The sequence below is a fragment of the Acinetobacter sp. YH12102 genome, from assembly GCF_013419125.1.
GTDB lineage: Bacteria > Pseudomonadota > Gammaproteobacteria > Pseudomonadales > Moraxellaceae > Acinetobacter > Acinetobacter pseudolwoffii.
Genome location: NZ_VPAS01000003.1, coordinates 152,408 through 171,115, shown reverse-complemented (window position 1 = coordinate 171,115; position 18,708 = coordinate 152,408). Strand labels below are relative to the sequence as shown.

Here is an 18,708-nt window from a genome sequence, read left to right as displayed (position 1 = left end):
TACGCTAGCATTGAAAATTATTTCAACAATGGTGGTACCGCTTCATAATTAATTTCAACACGGCGGTTTTCTTTCCAGGCATTTTCATCATGACCTGGATTGATTGGCATTTCCTTACCATAGCTGACGGCTTCTAATTGAGCAGTATTTACACCAGTGGTCACCAGGAAGCTTTCAACAGCTTTGGCACGACGCTCACCAAGCGCCATGTTGTATTCACGGGTACCACGTTCATCGGTGTGACCGGTGAGTGCGACACGTGAGTTGGCATTGGCCATCAGGAATTGTGCATGTGCTTGTAGTGTACGAAGATCTTCATTGCTGAGTTCAGTACTGTCATAGTCAAAATGTACGACACGTTTTGCCAAGAAAGCCTTGTTTTCTGCAGTAACACCCTTTGCAGAGGCACCCGCCATGTTTTGTGCATTTAATGCAGCATCTTCACTCAGACCTTGCGTATCCACTGTGGTTGAGCTGGTTGTATCTAAACCGCCGGTTTGAACTTCAGCGGCAGGTTTACGGCTCGCACAACCTGTCATGACGACAGCTGCTGCTAAAAGTGGTAAGGCAAATAATTTTACTTTGTTCATCTTCATCTCCATGAAGTTTGATTATGGGGTAAAAGGTTTATACAAATACCAATGTTATTTTGGTGCCCAAGCCGGTTCACGGACTTCGCCCGTTTCACTTGGCAAGTTCATACGGAAACGACCATCTAGTGACATGATCGACAGAAGTCCGCGCGCGCCTTCACGTGTGGCATACACCACCATCTGGCCATTTGGCGAGAAACTTGGTGATTCGTCTAGAGTTGTTGGCGTCAGAATATTATTTACACCAGAGTTCATGTCTTGAACGGCAACCCGATAGTTACTGCCGCTTGGACGATGAACCAATGCAAGTTTTTTGCCATCTGCGCTCAGCGTACCACGTGCATTAAATGCACCACGGAAGGTCAGACGTTTATTGCTACTTGAAGCGAGATCATGGCGATAAATCTGTGGAGATCCACCACGATCAGAAGTAAAGATAAAGGATTTTCCATCTGGAGCATAACGTGCTTCGGTATCGATCGCACTGTCATTGGTCATACGTTGTAATTGACGTGTTTCCAGATTCATCTGATAGATTTCCGGATTGCCATGCATGGATGCAGTAAACAGCATGCTCTTGCCATCTGGAGAGAAACTTGGTGCGCCATTTAAGCCACGGAAACTGGCCAGTTTTTCGCGTTGTCCTGTGGCCAGATCCTGTACATAAATTGCCGGACGTTTGGTTTCAAACGAGACATAAGCAATTTTTTTGGCATCCGGTGTCCAGGCTGGAGAAAGAATCGGATCACGCGAAGTCAAAATTGTTTTTGGCTGTTCGCCATCGGTATCAGCAATTTGCAAGGTATAACGTTGTTCTGGTGTTGCTGGATTACGCAGTACATAAGCAATACGTCCAGTAAAATCACCTGGAATGCCAGTTAATGCCTGATAGATGGCATCACTGATCATATGCGCTGCCTGACGGGTACGTGAGGCTGGAACAGTTAGTAATTCATTTAATAGATATTGTTTTTTTTCGATATCGTATAACTGATACTGGATTTCAAAAGAACCATCCGCTGTGGTTTTTGATGAACCGGTCACGACATAGGGAACGCCAGCGGATGCCCAAGCTTCTGCATTCGGGTTATTTAATGTGGCAGTCGCAGGCAGGTTTTTTGAAGCACTGGTAAATCTGCCTGAACGATTCAAGTCATTTTCAACAATAGGATAGATGCTCTGATCCTGACTGAATGGCACAATGGCGATTTTAGGTGCTGCCTCAGGTGCCTTGGTAATTTCCAGATGCAACTGGGCATAGGACTGAGTTGCCAAGACAGGACTTAAAGCGCCAATGATTGCGAGGCAGAGTAGGTGTTTGCGAGTCTTTTCCATCATTCGTTATTTACTCAAATCAACGGATTTATTGTATAGGTAGCTTGGGCTACATCATCGCATGGATTTAATAGAATAAAACCAGGATTTTATGACCAAACTGTTATGACACTGTGAAAAATGAATATTATTTAATCATATTAAAGTGAAGTTTAGCTGAAAAAATCAAAGCCATCACCTCAATAATGTGTGATGGCTTGGTTTTTATTGTGCAGTAAAGGTTGATGTAAAACTTCGTGCTTCTCGGCGTGCATCTGGATCTGAAGGCATCGGATAAGGCGCAGCAGCCCGCACCGCAGCTTCTACGCTGGCTTTCATGTCTGCATCACTTGAGTTCACGATGACAGAAACCACACCGCCATTGTCATTCAAGGTCACACGAGCAGTAGCGCGCTGACCTGACGATCCCACTGGGGTATCCCAAGCACGTTTAATTTTATTTTCGAAATCACGTTTTGCAGTAGACGCAATCCGTTTTGATTCCGCTTTTTTCTGAGCAGCTTCTTCAGCGGCCTGTTTGGCTGCTGAAGCCTTGGCATCTGCCTCTGCTTTGGCTTTTGCATCGGCATCTGCCTTACGTTTTGCATCCGCGTCTGCTTTTGCCTTTGCAGCAGCATCGTTTTTGGCTTTTGCATCGGCATCCGCCTTACGTTTTGCATCCGCCTCAGCTTTTGCTTTAGCTGTCGCCTCTGCTTTGGCCTTTGCAGCAGCATCGTTTTTGGCTTTTGCATCGGCATCCGCCTTACGTTTTGCATCCGCCTCAGCTTTTGCTTTAGCTGTCGCCTCTGCTTTGGCTTTTGCATCCGCATCAGCTTTACGTTTCGCCTCCGCATCTGCCTTACGTTTTGCATCCGCGTCAGTTTTTGCTTTAGCTGCCGCCTCAGCTTTGGCTTTTGCATCCGCGTCAGCTTTCGCCTTTGCAGCAGCATCTGCCTTGGCTTTCGCAGCGGCATCGGCTTTTTGTTTGGCGGCCAAATCCGCTTTTTTCTGAGCATCTAATTTGGCTTTCTGTGCAGCGTCCGCTTTACGCTGTGCATCGATTTCAGCCTTACGAGCAGCTTCGGCATCTGCCTTGGATTTTTGTGCTGCCTCCGCTTTTGCTCTGGCTGCTGCCTGTTTCGCCTGTTCGGCAGCTTCGGCACGTTTCGCTGCTTCAGCAGCTTGTTGTACAGCCTTGGCTTGCGCTACCTCTTTGAGTTCCTGCTGGGCTTTTTGTGTATCCACTTTCGGTGCAGGCGGAGCAGCAGGTGTGGCAGGCGCCGCTGTCGGAATGACTGGCGCAGGCTCAGGACTAGGTTCAGCTGTTTGAGTAATTTCTTCTGCGACATTTTCATGTGCAGTTTCCTCAAACGGCGTTTCTTCTCGGGTGACCGGTTTGAGGTCCTCAGGTTTGATCAGGACCGTTTTAATCTGCTTCGGCGGTTCAGGTGGTTTACTCATGCCAAGATAAAGTAAACCCACCAAAGCCACGGCATGGATTCCTAAGGTGAATCCAATCGCGATGGCTTTTTTCTGAAATGGTGGTTTTTTATAATCTTTCATACATTATTCTAATGGCTGGGTCAGTAAACCGACCTGAGATAAACCGGCATCCTGCAGGCTGGACATTAAGGCCATGACATCGCCATAAGGACGGGTATTGTGGCCATTGATCACGACATTCAGCACTTTATTGTCATTTTGTGCCTGTGTTTGCGCTTCAACAAGGGCAGCAGTCAATTCATCCAGCGTAACTGGGCCAGTGGCCTGATTTTTATGTTCTAAATAATAGGAACCATCTTCTTTCAGGGTGACAATGGTCGGTGCATCTTTAGATTCAATCGGTAGCCCATTGGCCTGAGGTAGGTCGACCTTTATGCCACTGGTGATCATGGGTGCGGTGACCATAAAGATCACCAGAAGCACCAGCATCACATCAATATAAGGTACGACATTCATGTCACTTTTCAGTGGCTTTTTAATACGCTGAAAGCGTCCTGAACCTTGAATCGCCATTAGTCTTTGTCCTGAGTTATGCCCACGGACTGACGTTGTAGCAGTGCCACCATTTCTTCGGCAAACAGGGCACGATCAGAGTAAACGGTTTCACCTTTGGCCGTGAAATGGTTAAAGGCCAACACCGCTGGAATAGCTGCGAACAGGCCAATGGCAGTTGCAATCAGGGCTTCAGCAATACCAGGTGCAACCGTCGCCAGTGTCACCTGATCGACATCTGCCAGGCCAATAAAAGCGTTCATGATGCCCCAGACGGTACCGAACAGACCAACATAAGGTGCAACCGAACCAATACTGGCCAAAGCACCGAGTCCTTGCTCCAGATGACCTTGATCACGGCTCAGGCCGACACGCAGAATACGCTCTGTTCCTTCAATGGACTGGGCAGTCGGTGCATGGCGTTTTTTCAGTTTCAGGAACTCACCCAGACCCTGATAGAAAATATCTTCAAGGCCAGTGCGTTTAGAATTGAGCTGGGCATTGTTATACAGGGTATTCAGTTCAGCGCCAGACCAGAAGATTTTCTGGAAATGTTCATCATCGGCCTGGGCTTTTTTATAACTCATATAGAGTCTGGCAATCAGATACCAGCTATATATTGAGGCTAACAGAAGAGAAAGCATCACCAGTTGTACGACAGGGCTTGCTTGTAAAATAAGATCTGAAACTTGAAGAGATGATTCTAACTGAGTCGCCATAGTTGTTACGTGTGCCAATAAATTTTTTAGTCTTGTTCCAATTCTTTTTGAATTAGTTCGCGTATTTCATCCGGGAGTCGACGTGGTCGCATCTCTGCACTGATACATGCCAACTCAACTTCACCTGATGCAAGCATGATTTCACCACGATAAATATTTTGTTGCAATACAAATGATGAAGCTTTACATGAAATGACACGTGCAGTTACAGTAATTAAATCATCCATCAGGATCGGACGCATATATTTGACATTAATTTTGTGTACCACAAAATTGTATTCTGCCTGTTGCCAGTAATGACTGACTCCGGCAGCACGTAACCATTCGGTACGGGTACGTTCCATATAGCGAATGTGGTTAGCATGGTAAACAATACCACCTAGATCCGTATCTTCAATATATACGCGGATATTGAATTCAAAATGATTCGCCATAGTTTTGTTCCATGCAGATGTTCGAAAATTTTGCTGATTATATTGGAGATAGGAAAATCCTTGAATTTGCCGGATTCCTGTCCAAAGTCAAGCAATTTAGCGGGACAAAGTTTAGCATTTTGAGTTTTGAGACCAATGGCACAAGATGTCAAATCTGGCTAGAAATAGTCAAGAGGAAGCGCAGAGCACCTGATAGCTCATTTATAAAACAGCAGAAGATGATGAAATGCGCGAGCTCATCAACTCGCGCATTTTTATAGCAGGCAATTAACCTTTATTGTTCTGTTTCCAGTTGGCCTGAACCTGTTCAGCCACTTTTGGATAATCCAGAATAAAGCGCACATGACTTTCGACACCGGTTTTTAAGGTCGCATCATCGACAATAAAGTTCGGATTATGGTTTGGCGCGGCTTTAGCCGGATCTTGATCGGCCGGCGTGGCACCGACAAAGACAAACAGGGATGGCATGAGCTGGCCATAGTAAGCAAAGTCTTCACTCGCACTGGCATTATTATCCAAGACATGCAATTTATCTTCACCATGGACTTTGGCCAGGGTCGGTTGCATCAGCTTGGTCAAAGTTTTGTCATTGGTGGTGACCGGGGCATAAGGCGCAATTTCGACTTTCACCTTGACATCGTTGGCTGCTGCATTGTGTTCTAGCATCTTCGGTAAGTCTTTTAAAATGCCTTGACGAACGTCTTCACTATTGGAGCGAATAGTCCCGACCATATTGACCTGATCTGGAATCACGTTACCGGTGGTACCACCCTGAATGCTACCAATACTGACCACGCCCATTCCTTTGGTCAGATCCGCTTTACGGCTGATCAAACTTTGCAGATTGGTGACCATCTGGGCAGAGGCATAAATTGGATCTTTTCCTGCCCAAGGCATCGAACCATGAACCTGACTTCCATTGACCTGGATGCGTAAATGATCGGCACTGTTTAAAATGGCACCATCTTTGTAGAAGATATTGCCACTTGGCATACCGGCCATGACATGCATACCGAAAATGACTTCAGGTTTTGGATTTTTCAGGGCGCCGTCCGCAATCATTTTACGCGAACCAATCTGATCGCCTTGGGTAAAGTTATCAATATCTGCACCACCTTCTTCGGCTGGCTGGAACACAAATACCACCGTTCCTGCAATTTTATCTTTGTTGGCGGCCAGAACTTTGGCTGCACCCAGTAACATGGCGGTATGCGCATCATGACCACAGGCATGCATCACATAAGATTCTTTGCCCTGATAAATGGCTTTTCGTTTGCTGGCGAATGATACCGGTGCAGTTTCCTTAATTGGTAATGCATCCATATCTGCACGCAATGCCATGACCGGGCCGGGTTTACCACCTTTTAGTACACCGATCACACCCGTTTTGGCATAACCTTTTCGTACTTCAATCCCATAGGATTTTAATTCTTTTTGAACCAGTTCCGAGGTTTTAAATTCCATATTCCCCAGCTCAGGATATTGATGAATATGCTGGCGTAATTTTATGGTGTGCGCTTCAGCCGTTTGTACAGAATCATCAATCCAGTCGGCCAGACTGAGTTGGCTACAGAAAAGAAGAGGAAGACAAAGGGAAATCTGCTTATACATATTCATACTTGGGGAGAACCTTAAGAATTTTAAATGGTTAAAGTGATTCTCTAGGATTGCATATTGATTTAAATTTGACCAAAACTCTCTAAGTATTATGATAATACCTTTAAGGTATATTGCTTGTTAGACCTTGTTCTAAAAGAGCTTTATGAATACTTTTACATTGTAAAATTATGTACCCTTATTTATTTTCTATATGCTAAAGGTATCAAAATTATCAATAAGACAAAATAAAAACAAATATCAAAAATAGATCAGGACAAGATTCCGCGACAATCATTAACGCAACCTTTGGGCGAAAATGATGAGTTGTGGATTACTCTAGGTTTAGATGAAGACTTAGACGAAGCCATGCGTAAATCGACACGCGAAGCAATCCGTTTTTTGGTCAATGAATACGGAATTTCAGAAGAAATTGCTTATGCATATTTAAGTGCTGCAACGGATTTTAAAGTATCGCAAGTGGTAGATAAAACCAAAGGTATTCACGCGATGATTCGTAAAGCGGACTTTTAGGAGTTTAAGAAAAAAGAGAAGTAATTTTTTTATTTAGTTTTTTGTTTTGTGCTTTTGCCAACTGATTTAGACATGTCAGTTGGCTTTTTCTTTTGTAATGGTTTGAAAATTTTTAGAATATCAATAATAAAAATTTATTGAAATGAAATGGGGAAATTGTGGCAGAGCAGAATAATAATGCAGTGATGATTCAATTGCCATGGACAGTGCCACAGCAACCTTTTGATCAAACGGCAAGTGTTGTAGAGAATCCAAATAGAAAGATGGAGCTTGATCTCAATCATTCGACAGATACGACAGCAATTTCACCATTTACTTTATCTGTCATTATTGCGCTTATTTTAGGTAGTTTCGCAACTTGGCTTGCTTATTGGTATGGATGTAAGAGTTTTCAACTCACAGAACTATCTTTTAAAGTAGTAAGTGAAGATATTAAAGAAGCAGCAGAATCTCATAGAAATATGACTAAACAACTTATAGAAAGTCAAGAAAAGTTAAAAAGAGTTGAATTACAAGAAGAATTTTATAGAGGTTGGAAACTTAAGTTAATAGACGATCTTGCTGTATTGAAACCATTAGTGCATAAATACATTACATTGTTAGGCTCTGTAGCTTTAGTACTAAATGATGTGAAAGACTGGTTCAAAAATAATGAATACGAAGATATGCGTTCAGAATTAAAGAGTTTAGAAGATGATATATTCCCTTTAATAGCTCGTATTAGTACTCATTTAAAAATGTTAGTAGAGGAAGATCATGAATTAGTATCTGAATGGGACGAATTTGAGCGTTATCTCACTCAGCTACAAATCATGTGTATTACCGCGGTAATTGATAAAGAAGGTATTGCTGATAGTTTCAAAGCTCTAAACATTGTAGTAGATTCTCTTATTCAAAATTTGAAATCTATATTCAATAAAAAAGCAGCCTAAGCTGCTTTTTGAATCACTTTTCTTTTGGCTCAGGTGGTGTCAACCCAAACTGTAAATACGCCATATTGGTGGCAATACGGCCACGTGCAGTACGCATGACATAACCTTGCTGAATCAAATATGGTTCAATCACATCTTCCAGCGTACCAGAATCTTCTGCCATGGCAGCAGCCAACGCTTCAACACCAGCAGGGCCACCATCAAAACGTTCTAATAACATCGATAGATAACGGCGGTCTAAAGTATCTAAACCATCTTTATCGACTTTGAGCATATCTAAAGCACGTTGGGCCATATCCTGATTGATTTCCCCCGTTCCTTTGACCTGAGCGTAATCACGAACTCGACGTAACAATCGGTTAGCAATACGCGGTGTACCTCGTGAGCGACGGGCAATTTCCTTTGCGCCATCTCCAGTCATCGGTACATCCATCAAGTTGGCTGAACGTTTGACAATATGGGTTAAATCTTCAACTGAATAAAACTCTAAACGTTGCACGATTCCGAAACGGTCACGCAGCGGAGAGGTGAGTAGACCTGCACGTGTGGTTGCTGCAACCAGGGTAAAGGGTGGCAAATCCAGTTTGATTGATCGTGCAGCAGGCCCTTCGCCAATCATGATGTCGAGCTGGTAGTCTTCCATCGCTGGATAGAGAATTTCCTCAATCACCGGTGAAAGACGGTGGATCTCATCAATGAACAGGACATCACCTTCTTCCAGATTGGTCAGCATGGCGGCCAAATCACCGGCACGTTCTAGCACCGGACCTGAAGTCGACTTAAGATTACCGCCCATTTCGCGGGCAATAATATTCGCCAGCGTGGTTTTACCCAGGCCGGGCGGGCCAAAAATCAATGTATGATCCAGCGCTTCTTCACGGCCACGGGCGGCACCAATAAAGATTTCCATTTGCTCTCGAACCACAGGCTGACCAATATAGTCATCGAGTGAGGTTGGACGGATGGCACGATCAAAATGATCTTCTGGTTTTTCAGAACCACTGATGAGACGGTCTTGCATATCTTTTGAGTTAATCTCTATGGTTTATTTGAGGTGAATAAAGTCATAGCCTCAAAATGCTTTAACAATTCGTATGCCATTGTGCAGGCATGCTCTTACTTTTGACAGGGCAAAAGTAACAAAACCCTTTGCAAAAATAATGGCACATCCTATGCCATATTTCTGCGGCAGCATCCATGCTGCCTTCTCATCTTCATTTTGCAGCGAATATTTAAATCAGTATTAACGATTCATCGATTTTAATGCGGCACGAATAATGTCGCTGGCTTCAGTGTAATCTGCTTTAACCGCATTAATCAGTTTTTGCGCTTCAGCAGGTTTATAACCCAAAGACTGTAATGCAGCTTCTGCTTCAGCCACGGCTGAATTGCCCATAAACTGAATCTGTGGTGCAGTTGAATTGCTTGGCGCAGCACCTGAAGCCATGGCTTTAAAACGGTCACGTAATTCAATCATTAAACGTTCAGCGGTTTTTTTACCGACACCGGGAACTTTGACCAAGGTATTCACATCTTCATTTTCAACGGTATGAATCAGCATTTCCACACTTAAAGTCGAAAGAATACCCAAGGCCATTTTGGGACCCACGCCGTTGACTTTGAGTAAGGTGCGGAAAATGGTTTTTTCCTGCGCATTGATAAAGCCATACAGCAACTGTGCATCTTCACGCACGGCCAGATGGGTCCAGAGTGTGACTTGTTGTCCTTTTTGCAGCTGGCAGAAAGTCGTCAGCGGCGTATCAATTTCATAACCGACGCCATTTACATTTAACAGTACGGTGGGTGCTTCTAAAGCCAGTACTTCACCAATCAGACATCCAATCATCTTTTATCATCACTAAATTCAGTTTTGCTGCATAGTAGTCAGCATTTTCCGGAAAGGCAAAATCTGCCGCTGTAAAATAGATGATTTTATTACAATCATCCTCCCATACAGCAGAATATTTTATAACAATCCGGCTTTATTGCCTTGTAATTCCTGCGACAGGTTATAAGCCTGATGATCAGAAAATTTCGAAACAATATCCAGCACCTGCATGATATTGTCATAATGGCTGGCGCTAAAATTCGCCCCTGAACGTTGCAGAATCGACATCAAGCGCTGTTCTTTAAAACTCAGGTTTTTATGCGGCGTTGTTAAGGGAATAAAGGCATCCAGAATATTTTGCAAACATTGATGCGCGATAATTTCCAGTCCTGCTTTTTGCGGATGCTCAAAAATTTTATCCCGTGCCAGTTCTTTGGCGCGATTAATCCCGATTTCAATGTCCGCAGTACAATATTGCAATAAAGTACCTTGTAACTGACCCGATAAAATCTGGTCATGATGACGGGCAAAAGCCGTTGTCACTTCATCGACCAGACGTTTCATGACCCGACCACGCAAGGCGGCAATTTTTTGCTGCCAGGTGGTATTGCTCATGGCGATTTCAGAAGGAATACCATAATCACCGAGCAGATTTAAAAAGACCGGCTCAACTTCGTCATAACTGAGCATATTCAGGCTAATACCATCTTCAAGGTCAATCAGGGCATAACAGATATCATCAGCCGCTTCGAGCAGATAGGTCAGTGGATGACGGCAGTAATGATATTCAGCTAACTGAATCAGTCCGAGTTGTTCTGCAATCTGCTTTAAAATCTCTTTCTCGGCCTGATAGCAGCCAAACTTGGCCCGATTGCTGGCAGGTAAATCGACTTGAGATGCCATGGTTTTTGACAGCCACGGATATTTTAAATAAGCCCCTAACGTGGCATAAGTCAAACGCATGCCGCCATCATTGGGATGGTAATCGATTTTGGTCAACAGGCGTAGACCTTGGGCATTGCCTTCAAACTGACGTACATCGGCTTCTTGTTCAGGACTGAGATCTTTTAAAAAATCGGTATGCGATGCATCGTCGAACCATTCTCGAATGGCATATTCACCGGCATGGCCAAAAGGGGGATTACCAATATCATGTGCCAGACAGGCAGCCTGAATAATGGCACCGACATCGGCCGGGGAAATCCAGGGCGGTAACTGATCTTTTATTTTCTCTGCGGCCAGCATCCCGAGTGAACGCCCAATACAGGACACTTCAAGTGAATGTGTGAGTCGTGTATGAATACCATCGTGCTGGGTTAAAGGGTGAACCTGAGTTTTACGGTTCAGCTGGCGGAAACTTTGTGAAAAAATAATACGGTCATAATCTTTGTGGAACGGGCTACGTGCCAGTTCAGTACTTTGCTTTTTACTACCAATCCGAACTGTCGAAAGCAGCTCTAACCAACGCATTTGAGTCATTTATCATTATTCAATTCTTTGCTAAGTGCATCATGCCAAAAAAGTAGCAACAGCACTAGAGTGCTGCGACATGAATTGTCGGAACAAACAAAACTCTGTGGAAATTTCAGCTGAACAATCGCTATAAAAAAACAGGTCATATTGACCTGTTTTTATCTCATGATAGAAGTGGGCTAAAGCAAATCTTCACCACTGATCTTGGCTTCCTGGACGTCTTTATAGACCCCCATGCAAATGACGAACAAAATCATCGTCGCCACCAATGGCCAAAAAAGTACATATAGGGTCATAAATTGACTACTCATCTGAAATCTCCTTATTTACTTTTCTCAGATACCTGGTGAAATTCAATCACCATCTTATTGATTTGTTTAAAATCAAATCGTTCTTTGCTATTCATTAAAGTCAGTACTGTACAGACAATGGCGCTGCTGCCGTAGGCGGTCAGGGAACTCAATAGCGTGCCATAATCACGCAGGAAGCCGATGGTCCATGGAAGGAAGCCGATACTGGCCAGAATACCGACCACCAGGCCGACTTTCTTGCCAAAGAAGCCAAAGCTCATCAGACCCAGTACTACACCAATACCGATGGTGGCCATAAGCTCAAAGCTAAGCGCGATCAGACCCTGAATTGGCAGCCATTCAAATCGAACCACCAGAAAGCTTAAAAATGCGATACCGACAGACCAGTTAAAGGCACGGGCATTGACCTTGTCCCAGTACAGGCTGGCAATCACCGGGAATACGATGGCACCCCAGAGTGCACCGACGAAAATCAGCATCGCTAGAATGTCGAATTTAAGCGTGGCAATTAAAATACCGAGCATGGTGGCTACAATCATGGTCATCCGGCCAATAAACAGCATCTTCTTCGGATCAGGACGATTTTTAGCAATCTGTTTGCCATAAATATCGGTCATTACGATGGCAGACAGGGCAGATAAATCCGAATCCGCCGTTGACGAAAGCGCGCCAATCACCATGACAAAGAGTAAGGCCACCATAAATGGAGACAGATACGTTGCTGCCATTTGTGGAATCAGGTTGTTCAGGTTGCCATCAATCGGCTGAATCCCGGCAAATAGCGCCAATAATCCGAGCATTCCCAAACCGACGACAATCGCGGCATAACCGATGGTTGCAGTAATGAAGCTGGGTTTGATCAAGTCTTTACGCACTGCAAACAGGCGTTGGGCGATGGTCTGGTTACCAATCGCATAAGCCAGTACCGCCACAAAAAATGGTGCACCCTGTTCTAAAAATGCGGTTTTCGAAAAGAAATCCAGTTGTTCCGGTTGCAGATTATGCATGCCGGTCTGGAACAGTGAAGGGCCGCCCAGGGTGAAAAATAGCGTCGGAATAATGATCACTGCCGCCACAATCATGGCGACCAGTTGCCCAAAGTCGGTAAATACCGAGGAGCGGAAACCGGACCATAAAGTATAGGACAGGACGCCAATTCCGGTAATCAAGACCCCATGGATAAAGCTGAGGGGAGACAGAATTTCAACCAGCGCACCTGCTGCGGTAAAGTTTACCATCAGACTGATCACGCTCCCGACAATGTTGGAGCCTGCCAGAATCATCTGGCTCTGGTTACCATGCCGTGCATGCATGATTTCTGCCAAAGTGTGTGCATTGGGTGCCAGGTCGCGGAAACGTTTGCCGAATGGGTAGATAAATAAAATCATCAGTGCACCCCACAAACCATAGTGTAACGCACCGGAAACACCGTATTTATATCCGGACGAAGCTGCTGCATAAAATGAAGCGGCCCAGATCCAGGTGGCGGTCATACTGGCCGCAGACATTCCAAATCCGATGGAGCCATTCGAGACCATATATCCATCGACATTTTCATTTTTTTGCTTAATGCGTAACGACAATAGAAAGGTGATGCCATAGAAAAGCACCATCAATAGTACAGTTGCTGTACTAGTGAATTGAAACATACATACTCCTTAAGCGGGTCACCTTTTGTTTTTGAAAATTAAATCATTGGCAACAGATTAAGGCTCTAGATTAGACAGAGCAGTGAAGCTACAGAAAATAAAAAAACCAGCGTCTGAATATCAATTGGATATTCATATCTGCAGCAGAAAAGAGGATGATTCATGCGTCCTGAATGTGGACATTTCCTCAGCAATTGGCGTAGAGGTTAACATAAAATCATCAAATTTACTGATGAAGTCATTAATTATGTAGATTCTTTGCTGATATAAGGCTATTTTTGATTTCAACATCTTATCAAATATAGATTTGTTGTTTCTATATTTTTATAGGAATTACAGGTATTTATTACATGGTTTTTTATTAGAATAAAGATGGATGTCAGTCAGAAAATGAAAAAGTAACAAAATTTTAATATTGCTTATTTTCTTCATTATGAGTAGTGATTTTTTTAATAATAGCCTAAAAAACTTTCATTAATTCATGTCTGATGATGCTTATATATTCTGAATTTTCATATAAGAATAGAGGCTGATAATCAGTTTGAATTTAAGCTTTATATTTTCAATTGATTAGCTTGAAAATAACCTATTTCGTAGAGGTAAAATAAGAAATTTTTAAATAAATTTGCTAAGTCAATATATTAATAACAAGAGGCTTAGTATCCTAGAAATTTATTTACTAAAATAGATCTATTAATTTTAATTTTCGCTCTTTATTAGAAACTATGATTGAGGTTTATATGTGAGATTCAGCTATTTTTAAATAGATCTCAGCTATTAAGATGAGTGAGCGGGATAATCTGGGCTACCGGATATTACTGGAAGTCGATTGAAGCAGGCGATATAGTTTGCTCATACAGACAGGCTCGAAAAGGGAGAACAGCGGGGCAGAGTCTTAAATCCTGCAATGGAGCCCGGAATGGGGATAGCTGGATACAAAATTATTTCAGTAGTGCAACTCGCCGACAGAGAGATGAGCTAAAAAATGAACTCGACTGTTTCAGTCTATCCCGAGAAGCTTTAGCCTAGCCTTAATAAGTTTTTTATAACGGCTCAAGAATAAGTTCTGTACGCATTTTAAGTGGTCTTGCTGTTGAAAAATAATACAATTTTCTTAAGTGAAATTATTGTTAATCGGTTTTGATTTTTCTTTAACAAATTGTGTTAATCTACGCGACTACATTCAATTTTCCTGCCTGAAAATAAACACAATATTTTAAAAATACAGAATATTTCAGCCGTAGTTTTCGTATTTGCCATCTAGCCGATTTCCTTATTTCACAGTAGAATATGCGCTCTCTCAAGTCACATTGTGGCATGGTTGTTCAGACCATCCCGTGGAGCCAAAATCAGCATGTTTATCGTTGCCGGTGCACCCGCACATTCTTCTTTTAAGAAAACTCAACTATTATCGCGTTTGACGTCAATTAGTTCTGTTCAATCAATTGAAAGTCAATGGGTCTACCTCTTTGACCAAGCGCTCAACGAGCAACAACAGCAATCAGCTTTACAGCTTCTCAACGATGGGCAATCTTTTGAATTGCACCAGGCTGCAAGTGATGAAATCCAAATTTTAGTGACCCCGCGTGTCGGCACCATTTCACCTTGGTCGTCTAAAGCTACAGACATTTTCAAAAACTGTAATACGCCGGTTCATCGTCTTGAGCGCGGCGTTTTATTTACGTTGAAGGGTCTAAAAGACGTATCAAATGAAGTTCAACAGATTTTGCATGACCGTATGACTGAAAGCGTATTCAATGCGATTGAAGAGGCTGCGGTACTGTTTGTTGAAACAGCACCAAAACCACTGAACTCGATTGATATTCTGGGTGAAGGTAAAGAAGCACTGGTTAAGGCCAATAATGAATTTGGTTTTGCATTGTCGATGGAAGAAATTGATTACCTGACTGAAGCGTTTATCAAGCTGGGTCGTAATCCAAATGACATCGAACTGATGATGTTTGCACAGGCAAACTCTGAGCATTGCCGTCATAAAATCTTCGGTTCTGAATGGACCATTGATGGTGAAGTTCAGCCATTGTCATTGTTCCAGATGATCAAGAATACTTATAAAGAATCACCTACAGATGTATTGTCGGCTTATAAAGACAATGCTTCGGTGATTGTCGGTTCGGATACCCAGCGTTTTTATCCAACCAAAGAAGACAATGGCCAGCAGGTTTATAAATATAAGAGTCAAGCCGCGCATATCTTGATGAAAGTGGAAACTCACAACCATCCGACAGCGATTGCACCATTTGCCGGTGCTGCGACAGGTTCGGGCGGTGAAATCCGTGATGAAGGTGCGACCGGTCGTGGTGGTAAGCCTAAAGCAGGTTTAACCGGCTTTACAGTATCTAACCTGAACATTCCGGGCTTTGAACAGCCTTGGGAAGAAAACTATGGCAAGCCATCGCGTATGGCATCGCCGCTACAAATCATGATTGAAGGCCCATTGGGTGGCGCTGCGTTTAACAACGAATTTGGTCGTCCTGCCTTAAATGGTTACTTCCGTACCTTTGAACAAAACATCAATGGCGATGTTAAAGGTTTCCATAAGCCAATCATGATTGCCGGTGGTTATGGCAACATCCGTCCAGATCACGTTGAAAAAGATCCAATCTTGCCCGGTGATTTATTGATCGTGCTCGGTGGCCCTGCCATGCTGATCGGTCTCGGCGGTGGTGCAGCATCTTCTGTAGACAGCGGTAAACTCGGCGAAAACCTGGATTTCGCTTCGGTACAACGTGAAAACCCGGAAATGGAACGCCGTTGTCAGGAAGTGATTGATACTTGCTGGCGCATGGAGGACCAGAACCCGATTGTGTCTGTACATGATGTCGGTGCAGGTGGTGTATCGAATGCCATGCCTGAACTGGTGAATGACCATGAACTCGGTGCGGTGCTGGATCTGCGTAAGATTCCATCGCTTGAGCCGGGCATGTCGCCTATGGAGATCTGGTCAAATGAAGCGCAAGAGCGTTATGTACTGGCGATTCGTCCATCTTCTTTAGAATTATTTGAATCGATCTGTGCGCGTGAACGTTGTCCGTTTGCGGTACTCGGTGAAGCAACTGAAGCGCGTCACTTAACCGTTGAAGATCCGTTATTTGGCAATAAGCCAGTGGATATGCCAATGCAGGTGATGCTTGGTGGTACACCGCGTATGAGCCGTTCATATGAAACGATTGAACGCAAAGGCGATGATTTCGACGCGGCTAAAGTCACAGATCTGAAAGATGCGATTTATCGCGTTTTGAAAAACCCGACAGTGGCTTCTAAATCATTCCTGATCAGTATTGGTGACCGTTCGATTACTGGTATGGTGGCACGTGATCAAATGGTCGGTCGCTGGCAGGTTCCGGTGGCGGATGCTGCGGTAACAACGACAAGCCTAGTAGGCTACACCGGTGAAGCGATGGCGATGGGTGAACGTCCACCAGTCGCATTGCTCAATCCTGCTGCATCGGCACGTTTATCAGTGGCTGAATCAATCTCGAACATCATGTCTGCGAAGATTGAAAAAATCAGCGACATTAAATTGTCTGCAAACTGGATGGCTGCTGCCGGTCAACCGGGCGAAGATCAAGCGCTATTCGAAGGTGTAAAAGCCATCGGTATGGAAATGTGTCCAGCACTGGGTATCGCAATTCCAGTCGGTAAAGACTCATTGTCAATGCGTACCACCTGGAATGATGAAGGCGAAGACAAATCAGTGACTTCTCCAATGTCAGGCGTGATTACTGCATTTGCACCAGTGACCGATGTTCGTAAAACATTGACTCCTGAATTGAAAAATGAAGAGTCGGTACTGGTTCGTATTGACTTATCGAAAGGTCAGTTCCGTCTAGGTGGTTCGATTCTGGCGCAGGTGTATAAAGCAATCGGTTCTGTGACGCCTGATGTCGACAGCTTCGATGACTTCAAAGCATTTTTCGCATTGGTTCAAGACTGGAACAATCGTGGTCTGATCAAGGCATATCATGACATCGGTGATGGTGGCTTAGTCGCAACTGTTGCAGAAATGATGTTCGCATCACGTCTGGGTGTGGCTTTAGAAGATCAGTCAACTGCAAGCCTGTTTGCAGAAGAAATTGGTGCAGTGCTTCAAATCAGCAAAGCGGATTGGGCAGCATTAGAAGCTGAAGTTACAGCATCTACCCTGAAAGATGCCATTCAGGTGGTGGGTACGGTAAATAACACGGATCAGTTATCTGTAAACGGTCTAGTACTTGAACGTGCTGATCTGCAAGTGGCTTGGACGGAAGTATCCCACCAAATCCAGCGCCTACGTGACAACGTACAAACTGCGGATCAGGAATTTGCTCTTATCACTGACAAATCTCATGCAGGTATCATTGCGAAACCGACATTTGATTTGAATGAAGCGATTGAAGCGCCGTACATTAATTCACGTCGTCCGAACATGGCGATTCTGCGTGAGCAGGGTGTCAATGGTCATATCGAAATGGCAGCAGCATTTGATAAAGTCGGCTTCAATACCGTTGACGTACATATGAGTGACTTGCTGGCAGGTCGTATCAGCCTGGATGATTTTGAAGGCTTAGTGACTTGTGGTGGCTTCTCTTACGGTGACGTGATGGGCGCTGGTGGCGGCTGGGCAAAATCAGTATTGTTCAATACTAAATTGCGTGACCAGTTTGAGAAATTCTTTAACCGTCAGGAAACCTTCTCGCTGGGTATCTGTAACGGCTGTCAAATGTTGTCTCAGTTGGCTCCGCTGATTCCGGGTGCTGATGCTTGGCCACGTTTCCACCGCAATACTTCTGAAGTGTTTGAAGCACGTGCGGTGAATGTTCGTGTGGAAAAATCAAACTCTGTATTGCTTCAGGGCATGGAAGGTTCGATTCTGCCGATCGCTGTAGCACATGGTGAAGGTCGTGCGGTTGCAACTGCGGAAAACTTTGCTGCGCTCAACGCATCGAATCAGGTGGTTCTGCGTTATGTAGATAGCTTGGGGAATGCAACACAACATTATCCATTGAACCCGAACGGCTCACCGGAAGGTATTACCGGTGTAACCTCTCAAGACGGTCGTGCAACAATTATGATGCCGCACCCTGAACGTAACTTCCGTGCGATTCAGCATTCTTGGAAACCAGAAGACTGGGATCAAGATGGTGCTTGGTTACGTATGTTCCGTAATGCACGTAAGTTTATTGGTTAATCGATTTTAGATGATGAAAAGGGGTCGCAGTAGCGGCCCTTTTTTTATGTATATTTCGGAGTTAACATCGTTTAAATAATTCAAATAAGTAACCAGTTTAGATCATGAAAATATTTACATATTTTATCTTTGCATTATTGTG

General features: G+C 43.9%; 14 protein-coding genes and 1 pseudogene. 3 read left to right on the top strand and 12 right to left on the bottom strand.

Translation table 11 applies throughout. The features are described from left to right. Positions 1-17: 17 nt before the first annotated feature. The 7 genes from pal to FTU42_RS03375 all read right to left on the bottom strand — a co-directional run bounded on the left by pal (position 18) and on the right by FTU42_RS03375 (position 6,666). Positions 18-590, bottom strand: coding sequence for a peptidoglycan-associated lipoprotein Pal (pal, locus tag FTU42_RS03405; RefSeq protein ID WP_100357460.1), 573 nt, complete (start codon positions 588-590; stop codon positions 18-20). A 54-nt stretch (positions 591-644) separates the two neighbouring features. After that, positions 645-1,928: a Tol-Pal system beta propeller repeat protein TolB gene (tolB, locus tag FTU42_RS03400; RefSeq protein WP_171255748.1), complete on the bottom strand. Its 1,284-nt coding sequence runs from the start codon at positions 1,926-1,928 to the stop codon at positions 645-647. 204 nt (positions 1,929-2,132) lie between these two features. Further along, positions 2,133-3,470, bottom strand: a complete 1,338-nt coding sequence (gene tolA, locus FTU42_RS03395; RefSeq protein ID WP_100329057.1) for a cell envelope integrity protein TolA — start codon at positions 3,468-3,470, stop codon at positions 2,133-2,135. A 3-nt stretch (positions 3,471-3,473) separates the two neighbouring features. Continuing rightward, a complete protein-coding gene (gene tolR, locus FTU42_RS03390) occupies positions 3,474-3,923 on the bottom strand; it encodes a protein TolR (RefSeq protein ID WP_005170046.1) in 450 nt (149 codons plus the stop codon). Then, positions 3,923-4,621: a protein TolQ gene (tolQ, locus tag FTU42_RS03385; RefSeq protein ID WP_004279111.1), complete on the bottom strand. Its 699-nt coding sequence runs from the start codon at positions 4,619-4,621 to the stop codon at positions 3,923-3,925. Before tolQ ends, tolR begins: the two co-directional genes overlap by 1 nt. Before the next feature lie 26 nt (positions 4,622-4,647). Beyond that, complete coding sequence (gene ybgC / locus FTU42_RS03380; RefSeq protein WP_004731733.1) at positions 4,648-5,055, bottom strand: tol-pal system-associated acyl-CoA thioesterase; 408 nt, start codon at positions 5,053-5,055, stop codon at positions 4,648-4,650. 267 nt (positions 5,056-5,322) lie between these two features. Beyond that, positions 5,323-6,666, bottom strand: a complete 1,344-nt coding sequence (locus FTU42_RS03375) for an amidohydrolase (RefSeq protein ID WP_180083082.1) — start codon at positions 6,664-6,666, stop codon at positions 5,323-5,325. Between the two features lie 249 nt (positions 6,667-6,915). Here FTU42_RS03375 and FTU42_RS03370 point away from each other — a divergent pair. After that, positions 6,916-7,185, top strand: a pseudogene (locus FTU42_RS03370) (acetamidase); the annotation flags it as partial. Positions 7,186-7,343: 158 nt separating this feature from the next. Next, positions 7,344-8,117: a hypothetical protein gene (locus FTU42_RS03365; RefSeq protein WP_074383355.1), complete on the top strand. Its 774-nt coding sequence runs from the start codon at positions 7,344-7,346 to the stop codon at positions 8,115-8,117. Positions 8,118-8,130: 13 nt separating this feature from the next. On the opposite strand, the gene ruvB is transcribed toward FTU42_RS03365, so the two are convergent. The 5 genes from ruvB to FTU42_RS03345 all read right to left on the bottom strand — a co-directional run bounded on the left by ruvB (position 8,131) and on the right by FTU42_RS03345 (position 13,378). Continuing rightward, positions 8,131-9,138 carry a Holliday junction branch migration DNA helicase RuvB gene (gene ruvB / locus FTU42_RS03360; protein WP_005097600.1) on the bottom strand — a complete coding sequence of 336 codons (1,008 nt, stop codon included), beginning with the start codon at positions 9,136-9,138 and terminating at the stop codon, positions 8,131-8,133. A 222-nt stretch (positions 9,139-9,360) separates the two neighbouring features. After that, positions 9,361-9,963: a Holliday junction branch migration protein RuvA gene (ruvA, locus tag FTU42_RS03355; protein ID WP_005097599.1), complete on the bottom strand. Its 603-nt coding sequence runs from the start codon at positions 9,961-9,963 to the stop codon at positions 9,361-9,363. 120 nt (positions 9,964-10,083) lie between these two features. Continuing rightward, the gene (locus tag FTU42_RS03350; protein ID WP_005097598.1) at positions 10,084-11,424 is read right to left on the bottom strand and encodes a deoxyguanosinetriphosphate triphosphohydrolase; all 1,341 of its coding nucleotides are present in this window, start codon (positions 11,422-11,424) and stop codon (positions 10,084-10,086) included. A 173-nt stretch (positions 11,425-11,597) separates the two neighbouring features. Then, positions 11,598-11,729: a putative transporter small subunit gene (locus tag FTU42_RS14755; RefSeq protein WP_213064808.1), complete on the bottom strand. Its 132-nt coding sequence runs from the start codon at positions 11,727-11,729 to the stop codon at positions 11,598-11,600. A gap of 11 nt (positions 11,730-11,740) precedes the next feature. After that, positions 11,741-13,378 (bottom strand): hypothetical protein, encoded by a 1,638-nt coding sequence (locus FTU42_RS03345; RefSeq protein WP_005170049.1) that lies wholly within the window; start codon positions 13,376-13,378, stop codon positions 11,741-11,743. A 1,354-nt stretch (positions 13,379-14,732) separates the two neighbouring features. Between FTU42_RS03345 and purL the strand changes: the two genes are divergently transcribed. Next, complete coding sequence (purL, locus tag FTU42_RS03340; protein ID WP_180083024.1) at positions 14,733-18,566, top strand: phosphoribosylformylglycinamidine synthase; 3,834 nt, start codon at positions 14,733-14,735, stop codon at positions 18,564-18,566. Positions 18,567-18,708: the final 142 nt, after the last annotated feature.

Excerpts from the sequence above, each read along its gene's own strand:
- ybgC (WP_004731733.1), bottom strand. The coding sequence starts at position 5,055 with ATGGCGAATCATTTTGAATTCAATATCCGCGTATATATTGAAGATACG.
- FTU42_RS14755 (WP_213064808.1), bottom strand. The coding sequence starts at position 11,729 with ATGAGTAGTCAATTTATGACCCTATATGTACTTTTTTGGCCATTGGTG.
- FTU42_RS03345 (WP_005170049.1), bottom strand. The coding sequence starts at position 13,378 with ATGTTTCAATTCACTAGTACAGCAACTGTACTATTGATGGTGCTTTTC.
- tolB (WP_171255748.1), bottom strand. The coding sequence starts at position 1,928 with ATGGAAAAGACTCGCAAACACCTACTCTGCCTCGCAATCATTGGCGCT.
- ruvB (WP_005097600.1), bottom strand. The coding sequence starts at position 9,138 with ATGCAAGACCGTCTCATCAGTGGTTCTGAAAAACCAGAAGATCATTTT.
- pal (WP_100357460.1), bottom strand. The coding sequence starts at position 590 with ATGAACAAAGTAAAATTATTTGCCTTACCACTTTTAGCAGCAGCTGTC.
- FTU42_RS03350 (WP_005097598.1), bottom strand. The coding sequence starts at position 11,424 with ATGACTCAAATGCGTTGGTTAGAGCTGCTTTCGACAGTTCGGATTGGT.
- tolR (WP_005170046.1), bottom strand. The coding sequence starts at position 3,923 with ATGGCGATTCAAGGTTCAGGACGCTTTCAGCGTATTAAAAAGCCACTG.
- ruvA (WP_005097599.1), bottom strand. The coding sequence starts at position 9,963 with ATGATTGGATGTCTGATTGGTGAAGTACTGGCTTTAGAAGCACCCACC.
- tolQ (WP_004279111.1), bottom strand. The coding sequence starts at position 4,621 with ATGGCGACTCAGTTAGAATCATCTCTTCAAGTTTCAGATCTTATTTTA.
- purL (WP_180083024.1), top strand. The coding sequence starts at position 14,733 with ATGTTTATCGTTGCCGGTGCACCCGCACATTCTTCTTTTAAGAAAACT.
- FTU42_RS03375 (WP_180083082.1), bottom strand. The coding sequence starts at position 6,666 with ATGTATAAGCAGATTTCCCTTTGTCTTCCTCTTCTTTTCTGTAGCCAA.
- tolA (WP_100329057.1), bottom strand. The coding sequence starts at position 3,470 with ATGAAAGATTATAAAAAACCACCATTTCAGAAAAAAGCCATCGCGATT.